Origin of the sequence: Mesorhizobium sp. B2-4-3 (assembly GCF_006442815.1) — a bacterium.
GTDB lineage: Bacteria > Pseudomonadota > Alphaproteobacteria > Rhizobiales > Rhizobiaceae > Mesorhizobium.
On record NZ_VFVL01000007.1, the window covers coordinates 91,927 to 109,067 of the forward strand.

The following is a 17,141-nucleotide window of genomic DNA, read 5'->3' on the forward strand; positions in this document are numbered from 1 at the left end:
CGGCAGGCCTGCCCGCCACCAGGTGAATATTAGCGAGGTCTTGCCTTCCTGCCCTTGGGTAAGCTATGAGTCCGCCGGGCTTTGGGGAGTGATCTGTATGCGCTACAATTGGGAACGGGCTCCGACGGCGTTCGAGCGCCATCGGAAGGCGCTTGCTGCGGCTATCCTGATCGCCGGCGGCGTCGGGCTGATGCTGGCGGCGCTGCCGCTTTAAGCCGGCTGATATAGCGGGCAGTGACAGCGACGTCCCCAAGGGAGGCGTCGAACAGAGACGTTTGCCGGGCGGTGTCGACCAAAATGCAGGAAGACATGGCCGGCAGAAGCAACTTAGGCTATTCCCAGACGGCAAAACGTCCCTGGGAGGAAGTCGATGGCCTCACGCTACCGCGAAGTCTATGAGGGCTGGAAAAGCGACCCCATGGGATTCTGGGCCGAGGCGGCGAAGGCGATCGACTGGTATATGCCAGCCGAAAAGGTCTTCGATCCGGAAGCCGGCGTCTATGGACGCTGGTTCACCGGCGCCACCTGCAACACCTGCCATAACGTCCTCGATCGCCATGTCGCCGGTGGCCGCGCCGACCAGCTGGCGCTGATCCATGACAGCGCGATCACCGGCACGATCCGGACATTCACCTATGCCGAATTGAAGCGCGAGGTCGTCGCGCTGGCCTCGGTGCTGAGGCATCGCGGCATCGGCAAGGGCGACCGCGTCATCATCTACATGCCGATGGTGGCGGAAGCCGCTATCGCCATGCTCGCCTGCGCGAGGCTGGGCGCCGTGCATTCGGTGGTGTTCGGCGGCTTCGCCTCGCATGAGCTCGCCACCCGCATCGACGACGCCAAGCCGAAGCTGATCATCACCGCCTCCTGCGGCCTGGAGCCAGGCCGCGTCGTCGCCTACAAGCCGCTGCTCGACAAGGCGATCGAGATGTCGAAGCACAAGCCCGACGCCTGCCTGATCCTGCAGCGCGAGCAGCTGCGCTGCGAGATGAAGGACAATTACGACTTCGACTATGCGGATGCGGTTGCCCGCGAGCGGGCGGCTGGCGCCAATGTCGACTGCGTGCCGGTTTTAGCCACCGACCCGCTCTACATCATCTACACCTCCGGCACGACCGGCCAGCCGAAAGGCATCGTGCGCGACAATGGCGGCCACATGGTCGCGCTGAAATGGACGATGGACAACGAGTTCGGCGTGAAGCCGGGCGAAGTGTTCTGGGCAGCGTCGGACGTCGGCTGGGTGGTCGGTCATTCCTATATCGTCTACGCGCCGCTTCTGCATGGCTGCACCAGCGTGCTGTTCGAGGGCAAGCCGATCGGCACGCCGGACGCCGGCACCTACTGGCGGGTGATCGCTGAGCATGGCGTGGTGGCGCTGTTCACCGCGCCGACCGCCTTCCGCGCCATCAAAGGGCAGGATCCCAAGGGCGAGTTCGTGCCGAAATACGATTTGTCGAAGTTCCGCACGCTGTTTCTTGCCGGCGAGCGCGCCGACCCCGAAACCATCAAATGGGCCGAGCAAAAGCTCGACCGTCCGGTGATCGACCATTGGTGGCAGACCGAGACCGGCTCGCCGATGACGATCAACCCGGCGGGGCTCGGGCTGTTGCCGGTGAAATACGGCTCGCCCGGCGTGCCAATGCCGGGCTACGACATTCGCATCCTCGACGATGCCGGCCACGAGGTGGCGCGCGGCACGCTCGGCAATGTCGTGGTCAAGCTGCCGCTGCCCGCCGGCTGCCTGCCGACGCTGTGGAACGCCGACGCCCGTTTCCGCCAGGCCTATCTCGAGGAGTTCCCCGGCTACTACAAGACGGCCGATGCCGGCATGATGGACGAGGACGGCTACCTCTATGTGATGGCCCGCACCGACGACATCATCAACGTCGCCGGCCACCGGCTCTCGACGGGCGCCATGGAAGAGGTGCTGGCGGCCCATCCCGATGTCGCCGAATGCGCGGTCATCGGCATTGCCGATGCCATGAAGGGCCAGGTGCCTCTCGGCTTCGTCGTGCTCAATGCCGGCGTGTCGCGCGATAGCGGCGCGATCGAGAGCGAGGCGGTCGGGCTGGTGCGCGAGCGGATCGGCCCGGTCGCGGCCTTCAAGACCGTGGTGACGATCAAGCGACTGCCCAAGACCCGCTCCGGCAAGATCCTGCGCGGCACGATGCAGAAGATCGCCGACAAGGAGGCATGGACGATGCCGGCGACCATCGACGACCCTGTGATCCTCGACGAGATCACGGCGGCGCTGAAGAGCCGCGGCATCGGGGTGTAGCCGGCCGACGGCGAAGCGGCGAGTTTCTCCCGCAGCGCAATCGTCTGTTGTGCAATGCAGCAATAACGCCTAAAGTTCGCGTGGGGGGCCATACCGAAGGCACGGCATGGCTCAGCACAAGACGACATTCGGCGGTGTCGACATCCTGCGTTTCCTGGCTGCCGTCATGGTGATGTTCTATCACTATGGCTTCTGGGTCTGGGCCTTCCCCGACGGCGTTTCGGCACGCGCCACCGGTGGCATCCCGCCGCATCCCGAAATGGCCTTCGCCGGTTCAGGCTGGGTCGGGGTGCAGGTGTTCTTCGTCATCAGCGGCTTCGTCATCGCCTTCAGCGCCGAGAATTCCACGCCGCTGAAATTCTTCGAGGCGCGCTTCCGGCGGCTGGTGCCGGCGGTCTGGATCTGCGCGCCGATCTCCGCGATCGTCCTGCTCGCGGTCGGCCTTTCCTGGCCCACGGACGCCGTGATCCGCCTCGTCCGCACCGGGCTGTTCGTGCCTTTCGAACCCTGGGTGGACAGCGTCTACTGGACGCTCGGCATCGAGATTGCGTTCTACGCCATCGTCTGGCTCCTGCTGCGGCTCGGCCGATTCGACCTGATGGAGATAGTGGCCATCGTCATCGGCCTCGCCAGCACATTGTTCTGGTGCGCCTATTTCGCCTTCGGCTGGACCGATCTCGCCGAGACGCGCTGGCTGCAGCTGACCCTGGTGCATCACGGCGCGTTCTTCGCCGTCGGCGTGCTTCTGTGGCTGATGCGCTTCAAGGCGATAACCCTGCCGCGACTTGCCTTCGCGGCCCTGTTCCTGTTCGGGGGCGCGCTGCAGATCGCGAGCTCGGTCGACGTGCACAGCGTCAAGGTGGGAGCCGCGATGCCTTACGCGACGCCGATCGCAATCTTCCTTGCGGCGGTGGCGCTGATGGCGTGGTCGCTGCGCCTCGACCTTTCCTGGCGCGGCTGGCGGCGGATCGGGCTGATGACCTATCCGCTCTATCTCATCCATGATGTCGTCGGCGCGGCGATGCTCGGCGCCTTGATGCGTGCCGGCGTGCCCTATCTTGCAGCGATCGCGGCCGTCGGCGCGGCCATGATCGCGGTGAGCTGGCTGATCGCGACCGAGGCCGAGCCGCGCATCCGGCTGCTGCTCGATCACACGCTCTTCCGCTACCGGTTGAAGGCCGCCTGACGCGACTGCCGATTACGCGCCGGTGTGGAATTGTTTGCATTCGGCATGATATCGAGGCGCAGATCAATGCAAGTAGCCGAGCCTCAATCCGTGAATCTTTTCCAACGATCGAGACGCCCGCGACCCGCGCCACGCGAGCGCCTCGTCATGGACATGCGCGACACGGTCGTCTACGCGATCGGCGACGTGCATGGCTGCCTCGACGAGCTGCGCGCGCTGGAAGGAAAAATCCAGCTCGACGCGCAACGTTTCAGCGGCCGCAAGATCATCATCATGCTGGGCGACTATATCGACCGCGGGCCGCACTCGCGGCGCGTGATCGAACATCTGATGGCGCCCCCGCCGAAGGGCTTTCAGCGCATCAGCCTCGTGGGAAACCACGAGGTCGCGCTGCTCCTCTTTCTGGACGGTCATCTCTCGCGTGAAACCTGGCTCGGCTATGGCGGCCGCGAAACCCTGTTCTCCTACGGCGTCGACCCGGACCGGCTGATAAGCCTCTACGGTTCCAGCGAACGGACGGACGCGCACATCCGCGAGGCCATCCCCGCCGGCCATATCGACTTCCTGCGCACGCTGCCCATAATGGTCTGCTCCGACGAATTCGTCTTCGTGCATGCCGGTATCCGGCCCGGTATCGCGCTCGAGGCGCAGGACGAGGGCGACCTCCTCAACATCCGCGAGGAGTTCTTCCAGGCGGCGCACCGTCTCGACCGCTGGGTGGTGCACGGACACACGATCGTGGAGGCTCCGACGCTTGATGGGCGCCGGCTCGACATCGACACCGGCGCCTTCCAAACCGGGCGGCTGACCGCGCTCAGGATCGTCGGCAAATACGGCCGACTGCTGTCTTCACAGGATTAGGGCGGCACGCCATTTCAGGCTGAGCCGCCCATGTCCTTGTTTTTCCGACCGGAAGACCGCCTCAAGCAGCCTGTTTGGCGCGCGATTCCGACTTGTCCAGATAGTAGCTCGAATAGCGGTCGAAGAACCTTTCCGAGCCGCCGAGCGAGCCGTATTTGGCCAGCTTCTTCAAATCGACCTTGTTGAGCACTGCGCCGATCACCTTGTTGGCGATATAGGGCTCGGATTCCAGCATCGAGCGCACCATGTTGCGCGGCGTGCGGCCCCATTCGGTGACCAGCACGAAGCCGTCGACCAGCGGCGCGAAAGCCTTGGCGTCGACGACGGGGCCGAGCGGCGGCAGGTCGACGACGATGTATTCGAACGTCTCCTTGGCGTTGTCGATGAAGCGCCGCATGCCGGCCGAGCCCAGAAGCTCGCTGGTGTGCGAGAACTGGCCGCGCAGCACGGCCGGGATGATCGCGAGCTTGGTCTGGCGGTCGACCTTGCCGACCGACTGCCAGGTCTGGCCGTTGACCACCGCTTCCATCAGGCCCTGCTCGGCCTCCATGCCGAGGCTGCGGCTCAGGCCCGGATTGCGCAGGTCGCCGTCGATGAGCAGGGTCTTGGCGCCGTTGGCGGCGAGCAGGCCGGCAAGGTTCGCGGCGACCGTCGACTTGCCTTCTCCGGGCAGCACCGAAATAACGCCGATGACCCGGCTGCCGCGATCTTCCATCACCACGTCGAAGGCGATCTTGGCGTTGCGCAGCGTCTCGGCGAACATCGAGGCCGGGGCGTCGATGCTGACACGCATGCGCGCCCGTCTCTCAGCCGCGGAGAGGCTGGCCACCTTGCCGTCGGCCGGCAGATCGTCGGCTTTGGTATCCTTGGCCTTGCCGCCGCCGATCGTCGGCAGATAACCGAGGAATTTCAGGCCGACGCGGTCGCGAATGTCCTCGCCCGTCCTGAAGAAACGCTCGTTGAACTCGTTGAGGCCGCCGAAGCCGGCGCCAAGCATCAGGCCGAGCACCAGCGACAGCGCCAGCACGCGCAAGGTGCGCGGGCTGGAAGCCGCGAGCGGCATCGTCGCGTCGGAAATGATGCGGACCTTGCCGACCGGGAAGGACTGCTGCTGCGAGGCTTCCTCATAGCGGCTGAGGAAGGTCTGGTAGAGCGTGGTGAGCGCCTGCGCCTGCTGGTCGAGCTCCTTCAGCTTCACCTGCGACTGGTTGTCGATCGAGCTCTTGCCGGCGGCGGTGGAGATCTTGTCGCGTAGCGCCGTTTCGCGCGCCTGCGCCACTTCGAAGTCATTGCGGTAGCTTTCGGTGAGCTGCTTGAGCTGCCCGAAGATCTGCGCCGAGACATCGGCCTTTTCCTTGGCCAGCGCGATCGCCTGCGGGTGATCCTTGCCGAAATTCGTCTCGACGTCCTGCAGGCGCTTGGCGATGGCCAGATAGCGGGTCTTGAGCGCGATGATGACCGAGCTGCTCGGCTGGTCGGCGCCGATGGCCGAATCGTTGAAGGCGCTTTCGGAGCCGCTGTCGACGATCGCCTTGAATTGCTGATAGCGGGCGCTGGCCCTGGCGGTATCGGCTTGCGCGACGATGAGCTGGGCGTTGAGATCGGCGAGCTGCTTGTCGCTCAGCAACTGGCCGTCGCTGTTGGCGGAGAGCCCATGTTCGGCCCTGAATTTCTCGACCGCCATCGCTGCCTGCTGCGAGCTTTCACGCAATTCCGTGAGCCTGCCCTGCAGCCACAAGGCCGCGCGTTCGGTGGCGTCGAAGCTGGCATTGAGCTGATCGGCCAGATAGGCGTCGGCATAGGCCTTGGTGATGGCCGTGGCCAAGGCAGGATCGGGCGCCTGGTAGCCGATGGAAATGACGTAGCTGCGGCCGTTGCGCTGCGCCAGCACCTCGCTCTGCAGCTTCAGCACGGCATAGTCGTGCGTCGCCGTCTTGATCATGGCCTGACGCGTCGCCTCGTCGACATTCTCCATGCCAGGGATCTGGTCGGCCGAGCTGCCGCGGAAATAGCCGACCACGCCGCGCAGGAAGCCGATGCCCTTGGCCAAGGCCGATTGCGGCGGGTTCATGAAGGCCGGGTTCTGGTCGAGCTTCAGCTTGTCGACCACCACCGAGGCCAGGCGCGCCGAGGACAGGATTTCGATCTGGCTGAGAAGGGAAGCGTCGGTCTGCATGGTTTGCGACGCCGCCGAGATGTCGTCGACGACCTTGTTCAGGCCCTCGTCGATCAGGACGCTCGCCACCGACATATATTGCTTGGGTGTGGTCTGCAGATAGATGACGCCCAGGAACAGGCCGATGATGGCGCAGGCCGCCACGACCTTGGCCTGTCGGGCGGCCATGCCAAGCAGACGCTCGACGTCGATGAAGTCTTCACCCTTTTCCGCATCGGTACTGGGCAACGGCATCCTCTTGTCGAGAGGGAAGTTGGCATAGTTCATATTCGGTCCAATTCCAGGTTGCAGGCGCTATCGGCCTTGGTAGATCGGCGTCGTGACCAGAAAAGACCGCGCAACGTCGTTGCCAGGATGCGCCGGGCCGGAAGGCCCGGGCGCTTGAGTGGCTGTCGCGCCATCGCGGGTTCGCATATGCACCCGAAAGATGGGCATTATGCGGCTACTTCCCGGCGCTCATGCGACCGGACGAATTGCTGCAGCATCTCGAAGACAGGGCCCTTCATGTCGTCGCGCGCCAGGGCGAAGGCGATGGTGGCTTCGATGAAGCCTTCCTTGGAGCCGCAGTCGAACATGCGGCCATCGAAAGGCTGGGCGTAGAAAGGCTGGCTCTGGGCCAGGCGCACCATGGCGTCGGTGAGCTGGATCTCGTTGCCGGCGCCGCGCTGCTGGTTGCCGAGCAGCGCAAAGATCTCCGGCTGCAGCACGTAGCGGCCGTTGATGTAGAAATTGGACGGCGCGTTGGCGGGCGCGGGCTTTTCAACCATCGCCGTGACCTTGAAGCCGGAGCCGATCTCGTCGCCGCGGCCGACAATGCCGTATTTGCTGGTTTCGGCCGGGTCGCAGCGCTCGACGGCGATCACATTGCCGCCGGTCCGCTGATAAAGATCGACCGTCTCGGCAAGGCAACCGCGCGCGCCGAAAGACACCATGTCGGGGAGCAGCAGCGCGAAGGGCTCATTGCCGATCACGTCGCGCGCGCACCAGACGGCGTGGCCGAGACCTTGCGGCGACTGCTGGCGGATGAAGGAGGTGGCGCCGGCCTCCGGCAGCAGGCTCTCCAGCGACTGGAGCTGCGCCTTCTTGCCGGTCTGCTCCAGCGTGCCGATCAGTTCAGGGTGCAGGTCGAAATAGTCCTCGATGACCGCCTTGTTGCGGCCAGTGACGAAGACGATGTGCTCGATGCCGGCCTCGAACGCCTCGTCGACCGCATATTGCACGACGGGCTTGTCGACGACGGGCAGCATCTCCTTCGGCATAGACTTGGTCGCCGGCAGGAACCGTGTTCCGAGTCCCGCCACCGGGATGACTGCCTTCCTGACTTTCTGCATCTGATATTCCTTCTGACAGAAAAGATTCCTACTTATCGCTGGCTATGAAAATGCCGGCATGCTTCGTCTCCCCGCCCCGACGGCGAACCTGTGCCGCAACCCTTCTGAGCCGGACCGCGATAGGCATGCTCATATGCCCGATCGCGGCCGGATTCCTGAGCGCCGTACCGATCGCCTTGAGCAGCGAACGCGCCTTGATATGCTGAACCAGGGACAGGAACGACGACGCCTTGCGCAGGCTGCGGCCACGCCTGACAAAGGCCGCCTTTGCGCCGCTGTCCATGGGATATGCCGCCGCGAAGGCGGCATCGGCGCGCGCCATCGCCTCGACGTGATGCAATTCGAGCACGCGCGAGATCGAGCCGGTGCGGATGTGGTAGACATAGCCGACGGTCGGCTCAACCACGCAGCGGCCGCCGCTGGCAAGCGCGCTCGCCAGGAGGATGTAGTCCTCGCCGATGCGCAGCTTCTCGTCGTAGCGCAGCCTGTTGTCGTCGAGGAAGCGGCGCTGGAAGATCGGTTTCAGATAGCCGAGATTGAAACGCGATTCGAAGACCTGATTGCCGGCAATGTAGTCGGCCAGCGAGATTTCGCGCAGGCCTTCGAGATAGCCGGCCGGGAACATGGTGTCGTCGGGCGTGCCGTCCTCGCGCACGACCTGCACATTGTCGACCGCAATCTGCGCACCCGCCGCTTCGGCGCGGGAGATCATCATGGCCAGGCGGTCGGGAAGCACCGCGTCATCGGAATCGAGCAAAGCCACCCAGCGGCCGCGCGCCAGGTCGAGGCCGGCATTGCGGGCGCCGCCGGGGCCACGATTGGCGGGCAACGCCACCACCTTGACGATATCTTGCGGATATGCGCGTGCCACATCCAGCGTGCCGTCGCGCGACTGGTCGTCGACGACGATGACCTCGACGGTCACGCCAAGTTGCGCGATCGCGCCGGCGATGGCGCGGTCGAGAGTGGCCTCCGCATTGTAGGCGGCAATGACGAAGCTGACGTCAGGCTGCACGCTTGTTCCCTTGTTCTGGCGAAGTGAGGCCGTACTGGCGGATTTCACGGACGCCGACCAAACCGCTGATGACGCCAACGTGCATAATGCCGCGCAGCACGCTGCGGTTCCGTCGAACGGGGCTGATCGCGGTCAAAATGGCCATGCCGAAGCAATAGGCGGCCTTGGCCGAAGCCAACCCGACCTGGCCCGCGCGGCGCACGCCGCCGGTGCCGCGCCCGATCAAATGGCCATGCGTCTGGCCGAAGCGGAAGCGGCGGCGGCGCAGCCAGTCGAACGCGGCCCTGGCGCGCGGCACGACCTCGTCGACGAAAGCCTCGGGTGCAAAGGCGATGCGGCCGCCGGCCTTGACCATGGCATCGAAGAACTCGGTATCCTCGCCGCCGGTCTGGCCGCGCGCCAGGCTGAAGCGCCGGCCACGCAGGCTCGCATCGGTCATTTTGAGCAGGACGTTGCAGGTGTAGCCGGTGCGGATCTCGCCGCGCACCCAGACCGGCAAGGTGGAATGGAAGTCGCCCTTCTGCATCCAGTCCGGCGCGTCCTGGCGATAATGCGCCCGCACCGGTCCGAGCACCGCCGCGGCGCCCGTGGCGTCGGCCGCCGCCATCAATTCGACCAGCCAGCCGGTCGACGCCGTCTCGTCGTCGTCGATGAAGGCGACGAAATCCGACACGCTGGCGTCGAGGCAGGCGTTGCGGGCGATCGAGATGTTACGCGCCGGCGCGTGGCGGTAGCGGACCGGCAGCTTCAGCTCGCCGGCCAATGCCTTTACCAGCTTCTGCGCGCTGGGCTCGTCGTCATTGTCGGCAATGACGATGCCTATCACCACGCCCTCGGGCTTCTCCAGCGCGGCGACGGAGCGCAGCGTGTCGGCCAGCTCCGGCCGGCGGAAGGTGCAGATGCAGATGTCGATCGAGCGGCTGGCCATCACGCCACCTTGCGCTGCGAGCGCGACGCCAAAAGCTGCTGCCAGAAGCCGACCGACCAGCCGAAATGCATGACCATCGCCGAGACCCCGGCCAGCGCGATGCTGGCGTTGCGCTGGCGCAGCGCCGTCACCAGCCCGTAACTGAGGCATACAGTCATCCACAAAAGGAAAGGCACCGCCGCGATCCAGTGGACGAAGGAGAACAGGGCGAGCAGCACCACGGGCGCCACGAGCAACGGGATCATCTGACGAACCTTCGGCACCATGCGATGCTTCAGGACGTTCCTGGCGCGGCCGCGGCCATAGCCGAGATACTGGAAATAGAGGCTCTTCAGCGTCGAGCGCGGATAGTAGACCATCTGCGTCCTGCCGCTCATCCAGATGCGGCAGCCGGCCTGGCGGAGCCGATAGTCGAGCTCGGCGTCCTCGTTGTGGCTGAAGCTCTCGTCATAGCCGCCGACATGCCTGAAAGCGGCGATGCGCATCAGCGCGTGGTGGCCGTGGTCGACCCATTCGCCCTCGGACATGTGCCGGTGCTTCGAGCCGCCGGTGCCGAGCTTGGAATTCTGCGCCGCCGCGACCGCCTTCTGCACGGCGCCGGTGCCGGCGGTCAGCATCGAAACGACGACCGAATCGGCGCCGGTGGCAAGGGCTTCCTCGACCAGCCGCTCGCAGTAGTCGTCCGGATAGCCGCCATGCGCGTCGATGCGGATGAGGTAGTCGGCGCCTTCGCCAAGGGTCGCCACCGCGAGATTGATGGCGGCGCTCTGGAGGCGCTTCGGATTGGCGAGCAGGACGACCCGGGCATCGTTCGCCACGATGTTTTCGACGATGGCTTGCGTGCCGTCGGTGCTGCCGCCGTCGGCGACGACGATGCGGCCGCCGAGCCGCGCCGCCGCGGGCCGCAACTGGTCGAGCAGGCCGCCGATATGGGCTGCCTCGTTCAGGCATGGAATGACGATCAGGATCGATGTGGCGGCCTGCGTCATCGGCTCTTGTGAGTCCCCTGCCATCACGCCGCCGCCTCCGTCGTCGCAAAATTTGAAGGCATTGCGGCAAGGCCGCGCAGCTTGTCGACGAAGGCCGCGCAATCGCTGCGGTCGTAGCTCCAGGTTCTGGGGTTGCGCGCCAACACGCGCGACTTCAGACCGCGATATCGATCCTGATCCATCCGGCCGAGCATCGCCTCGACGGCTTCGGGCGTCGCCTCGGACAGGAGAACGCCAATGTCCTGCCGTTTCAGGAATCTTCCCGTTTCGGTGTCCGCCATCGAGATCGGCACGGCGCCGAAGCGGCAGCCCTCGTAGAGGCGGTTGGGAAGCAGCCATTCGGAATTCTGGCCGGCTTCGAAGAAATCGATCGCCCAGGAGAAATGCACTTGCCCATAGATTGCCGCCATGTCCTCCGGATTGCGGTAAGGTCCCTCGAACGAAAGCCAGGGCTCGGCCTCGACGAAACCGTGAAAGTCCGGGAATTCGGACAGCGCCGGGCGGCCTCTCAGCACGACCTCGAAACGCCCCGCCTGGCGGCGGGTGAAATCGGCCAGCAGCTCCAGCGAGCGACGACAGCGCAGCGCGCCGAACCAGCCGATGCGCCAGGGCGGCGTCGCCGGGCTGTCGTCCCCGAAAGAATGCGCGGCGACAACGGATGCCGCCTCGAAATATTTGTTCTCGATCAGCTCGACAGGTGCGACGATCTGCCCGAACGGCTCGAAATAATTGGCGATGAAGGCCGGCGAGCTCGTCACCAGAAGCTTCACGTCGCGGGCGAGATGACGTTCGGCGCCCCGCAGCGTCCTGCCGACGAAATCGTCGCGCAGCACCAGACGGTGGATATCGAGGCATTCATAGACGATCGGCACGCTCGCTCCGAGCGAGCCATTGGCGCGGCGGGCCAACGCCAGCATTTCGAGGTTGCGCGCGATGATGAGATCGGGCCTGGACACGGCGCCCAATTTCGCGCCGATCGATACGGCTGCCTTGGCGACCGCGCCGATGCGCTGCGCGAATCGGCCGTCCCGCGTCGCGCCAAGGTCGACAGGCTCGACACCCTCGATTTCGGCGACCGGACTGGTGGTGCGGCGGAAGCCCGCCAAGGTGACCCTGGCGCCGCCTGCCTTGAGCATCTGAACCCTCCGGCGCACCGCCGGGTCGGATACGTCATGCACAAGGTACAAGACATGCAGCATGTAACTCGACCGCTGTTGGCCCACCCATCGGGGATGCTAGTACAGCTTTTGCTGCATCGCAACAATTTTGGTGCGGCATAGGCAAGCACCCGCACATTTTTTGTTGCACTGCAAAAACGTATTGCGGTAGCTTATGCATGGCGGCGGGCGCCGGTCGCGACGATGTCGGACCGATGCAAGATCAGGGATCCTGAATTTGGAAACCAGTGCATTCGATCCGCCTGAGGGCTCTCTGCGCAAATCGGTCGGGCGCGGCGCGGTCGTCACCGCGATCGCGCAAGGCGTGCGGGTGGCGACGCAGATCATTTCCGTCATCGTGCTGTCACGGCTTTTGTCGCCGCAGGATTTCGGCGTCGTGGCGATGTGCGCACCGGTGCTTGCCTTCATCGCGCTGTTCCAGGATTTCGGCCTGACCCAGGCGACGATCCAGAAGACCGGCATCCGCCACGATGAGGTCAACTACCTGTTCTGGATCAACGTGGCGGTGAGCGCGCTGCTCGCCTGCGTGCTCGCGGCTTCGGCGCCGCTGGTCGCCACCTTCTATGGCGAGCCGCGTGTGACAGGCCTCGTCGCCGCCTTCGGCCTGCAGATCATAGCCTATGGCCTGGGAGCCCAGCATGTGGCGCTGTTGACGCGCCGCATGGAGTTCACGCGGCTGGCCGTCATCGACATAGCCAGCGCCATCGTCGGCGTCGTTGTCTCGATCGCCTGGACCTTCATCGATCGCTCCTATTGGGCGCTGTTCGCCGGCACACTGGCGAGCGCGGTGCTGCCGACCTTGTGCTACTGGTATTTTTCGCGCTGGCGTCCCAGCCTGCCGCGCAAGGTCGACGGTATCGGCGCGCTGATCAATTTCGGCGCCGGCATCACCGGCTTCAATTTCGCCAATTTCTTCGCCCGCAACCTCGACAATGTGCTGATCGGCAAATACTGGGGCGAGGCGCAGCTCGGCCTCTATGACCGCGCCTACAAGCTCTTGCTCTTCCCGCTCAGCCAGATCACCAACCCGCTGGCGAAGGTGATGGTGCCGGCATTGTCGCGATTGAAGGACGAGCCGGACCGCTACCGCAGCGCCTATCTGCGCGTCATGCCGCTGATCCTTCTGGTCGCGCTACCGGGTGTCGCCTTCGCCACCGCCATGTCGGACACGCTCATTCCCTTTGTGCTCGGCGAGCAATGGCGGGGAAGCGCGCCGATCTTCCTGGCGCTGGGCTTTGCCGGATTGCTGCAGCCGCTCAACAACCCCGCGGGATGGCTGTTCGTAAGCCAGGGCCGTTCGGGCGACTTCATGCGCTGGGGCATCGTCACCGCGGTGACCTCGGTGCTGGCCTTCGCCATCGGCCTTCCCTACGGCGCGCTCGGCGTCGCGGTCGCTTACGCGGTCAGCGAGTATATGCGCACGCCCTTCCTGTGGCTCTATGTCGGCAGGCACGGACCGCTCAAGGCCAGCCATGTGCTTCACGCGGCATTGCCTTTCGTGCTTGGCGCGCATCTGGCGTTCGGCCTGGTCTGGCTCGCCAAACCGATGCTGCAGGCGCCGCCTATCGTCGCGCTGGCCGCCGGCGCGGCGCTCTCCTATCTCGCCACCATTCTTATCGCGCTTGCCTTCGGCGCCGGCCGCGAAGCGCTTCGCGAGGCCTTGCGGCTGATCCCGGCACGAGGGGTCCTCGCAGCCCCGAGCGGGGCCAAATGAGCCCGGCCTGCTCGCGAAATGCTGACTTCAGGACAGGGATGATCGCATGAACTACCGATCGATTTCAGACATGAACGACGCGATCGTGCGCAACCTGCACCGGCTGCCGCGCGACATCGACCTGGTCGTCGGCGTGCCGAGGAGCGGCATCCTCGCCGGCACCATGGTCAGCCTGATCGCGAACATCCCGATGACCGATCTCGACAGTTTCCTGGCCGGCAGGATCTACACGTCGGGCATCACGAAACGCTGGGCGGGCCTCGACCGGCAGGCTTCCGAGATGCGCAAGATCCTAGTGATCGACGACAGCATCATCGGCGGCACCGCGATGCGCGATGCGCGCGAGAAGGTCGCGGCCAGCGGCATCGAGGGCGATTTCATCTTCGCCGCCGTGTTCGGGCTGTCGCTGCAGCACGAGGAGACCGACATGGTCTTCGAGGCCGTGCCGCATCCCAGGATGTTCCAGTGGAATTTCATGCACCATGTCTTCCTCGAGCAGTGCTGCGTCGACATCGACGGCGTGCTTTGCCTCGATCCGACCGAGGAAGAAAACGACGACGGCCCGGCCTACGAGAAATTCCTGGCCGAGGCGCGGCCTCTGCTCGGGCCGACCCGTAAGATCGGCTGGCTGGTGACGAGCCGGTTGGAGAAATACCGCAAGCTGACCGAGGCATGGCTCGCCAGCCGCGACATCAAATACGATCATCTCATCATGCTCGACCTGCCCAACAAGGCCGAGCGGCAGCGGCTCGGCGCGCATGGCAGCTTCAAGGCCGAATTCTACCGCAAGTCGGACGCCATCCTGTTCATCGAGAGCGAGCACGAGCAGGCGCAGAGGATCGCGAGGCTCTCCGGCAAGCCGGTGCTGTGCGTCGAAACCAACATGGTGAGCTTGCCCGATCCGATGTCGCTGCCGGCGCTGCAGCAGGCGGCGCGCAACCTGCCGGCGCGGCTGAGACAAATCAATTCACTCGACGGACGCAAGCAGGCCGTCAAGGCGACCGCCCGGGCACTGCTCGGCGAGCGCGGCTACCAGGCGCTGAAGAACCGGGTGAAGCGCCCGGCATAAGGGCACTACGCGGCGCGGCGGACGCCCTGCCGGGCCGCCTTGTCGAGAAGATCGAGAAACACCACCAATTGCCGCGCGGGGTCGAGCTCCGGGCGTTTGGAGAAGGCGATAGCCGCAGCTGAAAGCCGTTCATATTCCTGGCGATCGTTCCACAGGCGCCGCACCGCCGCGGCCCAGTCGGCGACCGGAGCGTCATAGTCGAGCACCACGCCGCCGGGCCCGATGGCTTCGGGCAGGCCGCCGCGCCTCGATCCGACGACGGGGATGCCGCTGCAATGCGCCTCGGACGCGACGCGGCCCCAGGCTTCTTCCCATTTGCTCGGGGCAAGCAGGATCCTGGTGCGGCCATAGACCGTCTTCATGTCGTTGGTGCGGTTCTCGAGCGTAACGTTCGAGAGCGGCGCGATGGTCTTCTCGATGCGGGCGCGATGGTCGTCGTCCAGCTTCCAGCTTTCCACGAACAGGAACGGAATCTCCGGACAGGCGGCCGCAATCTTGACCGCAAGGTCGAAACCCTTCTCCTCATAGGGATTGATCATGGTGACGAATTCGCCGGTCGTGTGCGTGCAATAGAGCGCTTCGTTGATGGTCGGCGGAAGAACGATGGACTCGATGCCGAATTTTTCCTTGTAGGTGCGCGCCGTGAACTCGGAATTGGCGATGTATATAGCCGAACCGAGCTCGCGCGGATCGCCGGCGAGTTCGTGAAACTCGACATTGTGGAGATAGACGACCAGCGGCACTCCCTCCGCCAGAAGCGCCTTTCCGAGCAGGACGGACTTGTGGCACTGCACGACGGCGACGTCGGGTCTGGTTTTCCCGACGGCGAAGCCGGCCGCCTCCCAGGGGTACCAGGCGCGCATCACCGGATAGCCGGGGAAATTGTCAACAACCGCCGGCTGCCGCAACAGCTTCATCTTGGCGCGCGCCTTGAGGCCGAACATGCCGTCGCCGAACAGCGAGGCGAGGACCGATGCCTGGTGGCCGTGCTCGATCAGCTGCTCGACCAGATGGTGGGTGTTGGATTGCACGCCGCCGGTGAACTCGGGAATGTATCCGTTGCCGCTTGCAAAAAGCACTTTCATCATTCGACTCCTAATCCGGCCCGGCGGATGAGCATGCGCGCTGATCAGCTTGCGCTGCGCGCCAATGGAAGCTTCGAAGTCATTGCCTGACACAGGCGGCTGACCGAGGCGGAGAGCGACAGCGTCGAGTACTCCCGCAACAGCTTCGATGCCGGGATCACCTTTCCCGCCTTCAAGTCCTGCGCCAGGTAGTGGGGAAACGAATGCATGTATTCCCTGACGATGTCGGCCTTCAGCGCTCCCGACTTCCATGCCTTCACCGCCGAGACGAATTCGTCGGCGGGGGCGGATGCCAGGCCTGTATCGTAGGCTTCGAATGTCCGCCGCACGATGGCGCGTTCCTTGTCGCTGAGCGAGGTCTTTCCGGCTCGTTCGGCAAGCAGGGCATAGCGGCGGATGTCTTCGGCCGCGTGGTGCCATAGACCCTTCCTGGCCATGATGCTCGAACGCTGCAGCAGCGCCTGCATCTCGAGACCGGCCGTCTTCGGCAAGGCCTGCTCCGAGCGGTCGAGATACTCATGCAGATCGACCGACTTGTAGACCTCTTCCATGATCACCCGGTCGTACGAGCCCCAGGCCTTGATCCGGTCGGTATAGGAAATCACGACCTTGGTGCTGCCGCGGACCATGTCGTGCTGGCGCTGGAAGAACATCAGGCCGTCGACCCTGACGGCCTTGAACCGGCGCGCGAGCCTCAGCATCATCTCGTAGTCCTGCGACCGGACAAGGGTCTCGTTGAAGCCTCCAACCTCGTCGTAGCATCTGCGGCGCACCAGCAGACCCGGCTGGTGGACGTGGCAATATTCGAGATGCGACGGGAAAAAATTGTCCTGGCCGACGTGGCCGAAGGCGACGATTTCGTAGTTCCGATCCTCGATCTGGGCCGAGCGCTGGAAACGCGCATATTCGCCGAAAGCGAAATCGGCGGCTGGCTCCCGCTCGAAGGCGGCTAGAAACCGTTCGAGCGCCGTCGGGTGCGCGACGTCGTCGTCGTCGAATATCCAGACGAAATCTCCCGTGCAGTGCTTCAGGGCGAAGTTCAGCGCCGTCGATTTGCCACCGTTCTCCTTGCGGTAATATTCCACCGGCGCGGGGAAAGAGGCCGCCACCGCGCCGGTGTTGTCGGTCGAGCCGTCGTCCACGATCAGGATCTGATCCGGCACCACGGTCTGCTGGAGCAGGCTGGCGATGGCTTCGGGCAGGAACTTCTCGCGGTTGAAGGTGGGAACGATGACGGTGACCGTCGGTTTGCGCGGTGCAACCATTGATGACCTCATGCTAGAGCAATTCCAGGAAAAGTGTGAGACGGTTTTCCGTCCGGAATTGCGTGA

Annotated in this window: 12 protein-coding genes and 1 pseudogene; 5 read left to right on the plus strand and 8 right to left on the minus strand. The window is 64.7% G+C overall.

The window, feature by feature from the left end:
- Window positions 1-370 precede the first annotated feature (370 nt).
- The 3 genes from FJ956_RS09870 to FJ956_RS09880 all read left to right on the plus strand — a co-directional run bounded on the left by FJ956_RS09870 (window position 371) and on the right by FJ956_RS09880 (window position 4,325).
- Entirely contained in the window at window positions 371-2,278 is a 1,908-nt protein-coding gene (locus tag FJ956_RS09870) for a propionyl-CoA synthetase (RefSeq protein ID WP_140680800.1), read from the plus strand.
- 106 nt (window positions 2,279-2,384) lie between these two features.
- Window positions 2,385-3,464, plus strand: a complete 1,080-nt coding sequence (locus FJ956_RS09875) for an acyltransferase (RefSeq protein WP_140680798.1) — start codon at window positions 2,385-2,387, stop codon at window positions 3,462-3,464.
- 147 nt (window positions 3,465-3,611) lie between these two features.
- A complete protein-coding gene (locus tag FJ956_RS09880) occupies window positions 3,612-4,325 on the plus strand; it encodes a metallophosphoesterase (RefSeq protein WP_246672155.1) in 714 nt (237 codons plus the stop codon).
- Between the two features lie 61 nt (window positions 4,326-4,386).
- Here the strand turns inward: FJ956_RS09880 and FJ956_RS09885 are convergent, their stop codons facing one another.
- The 6 genes and pseudogenes from FJ956_RS09885 to FJ956_RS09910 all read right to left on the minus strand — a co-directional run bounded on the left by FJ956_RS09885 (window position 4,387) and on the right by FJ956_RS09910 (window position 11,963).
- Window positions 4,387-6,768 (minus strand): polysaccharide biosynthesis tyrosine autokinase, encoded by a 2,382-nt coding sequence (locus FJ956_RS09885; RefSeq protein ID WP_140680794.1) that lies wholly within the window; start codon window positions 6,766-6,768, stop codon window positions 4,387-4,389.
- A 167-nt stretch (window positions 6,769-6,935) separates the two neighbouring features.
- On the minus strand, window positions 6,936-7,832 hold the full coding sequence (gene galU / locus FJ956_RS09890) for a UTP--glucose-1-phosphate uridylyltransferase GalU (protein WP_140680792.1): 897 nt from the start codon (window positions 7,830-7,832) through the stop codon (window positions 6,936-6,938).
- Window positions 7,833-7,874: 42 nt separating this feature from the next.
- A pseudogene (locus FJ956_RS09895) lies at window positions 7,875-8,847 on the minus strand (glycosyltransferase family 2 protein).
- Complete coding sequence (locus FJ956_RS09900; protein WP_140680788.1) at window positions 8,837-9,775, minus strand: glycosyltransferase; 939 nt, start codon at window positions 9,773-9,775, stop codon at window positions 8,837-8,839. The pseudogene FJ956_RS09895 and the gene FJ956_RS09900 overlap by 11 nt, the downstream one beginning before the upstream one ends.
- On the minus strand, window positions 9,775-10,764 hold the full coding sequence (locus FJ956_RS09905) for a glycosyltransferase family 2 protein (protein ID WP_140680844.1): 990 nt from the start codon (window positions 10,762-10,764) through the stop codon (window positions 9,775-9,777). The genes FJ956_RS09900 and FJ956_RS09905 overlap by 1 nt, the downstream gene beginning before the upstream one ends.
- A 23-nt stretch (window positions 10,765-10,787) precedes the next feature.
- Window positions 10,788-11,963, minus strand: coding sequence for a glycosyltransferase family 4 protein (locus tag FJ956_RS09910; RefSeq protein ID WP_140680786.1), 1,176 nt, complete (start codon window positions 11,961-11,963; stop codon window positions 10,788-10,790).
- 196 nt (window positions 11,964-12,159) lie between these two features.
- Here FJ956_RS09910 and FJ956_RS09915 point away from each other — a divergent pair, with 196 nt between their 5' ends.
- On the plus strand, window positions 12,160-13,656 hold the full coding sequence (locus FJ956_RS09915) for a lipopolysaccharide biosynthesis protein (protein ID WP_140680784.1): 1,497 nt from the start codon (window positions 12,160-12,162) through the stop codon (window positions 13,654-13,656).
- A 46-nt stretch (window positions 13,657-13,702) separates the two neighbouring features.
- The gene (locus tag FJ956_RS09920) at window positions 13,703-14,725 is read left to right on the plus strand and encodes a phosphoribosyltransferase (protein ID WP_140680782.1); all 1,023 of its coding nucleotides are present in this window, start codon (window positions 13,703-13,705) and stop codon (window positions 14,723-14,725) included.
- Window positions 14,726-14,730: 5 nt separating this feature from the next.
- On the opposite strand, the gene FJ956_RS09925 is transcribed toward FJ956_RS09920, so the two are convergent.
- Entirely contained in the window at window positions 14,731-15,810 is a 1,080-nt protein-coding gene (locus FJ956_RS09925) for a glycosyltransferase (RefSeq protein WP_140680842.1), read from the minus strand.
- A 44-nt stretch (window positions 15,811-15,854) separates the two neighbouring features.
- Entirely contained in the window at window positions 15,855-17,075 is a 1,221-nt protein-coding gene (locus FJ956_RS09930; RefSeq protein WP_181170285.1) for a glycosyltransferase family A protein, read from the minus strand.
- Between the last annotated feature and the right edge of the window lie 66 nt (window positions 17,076-17,141).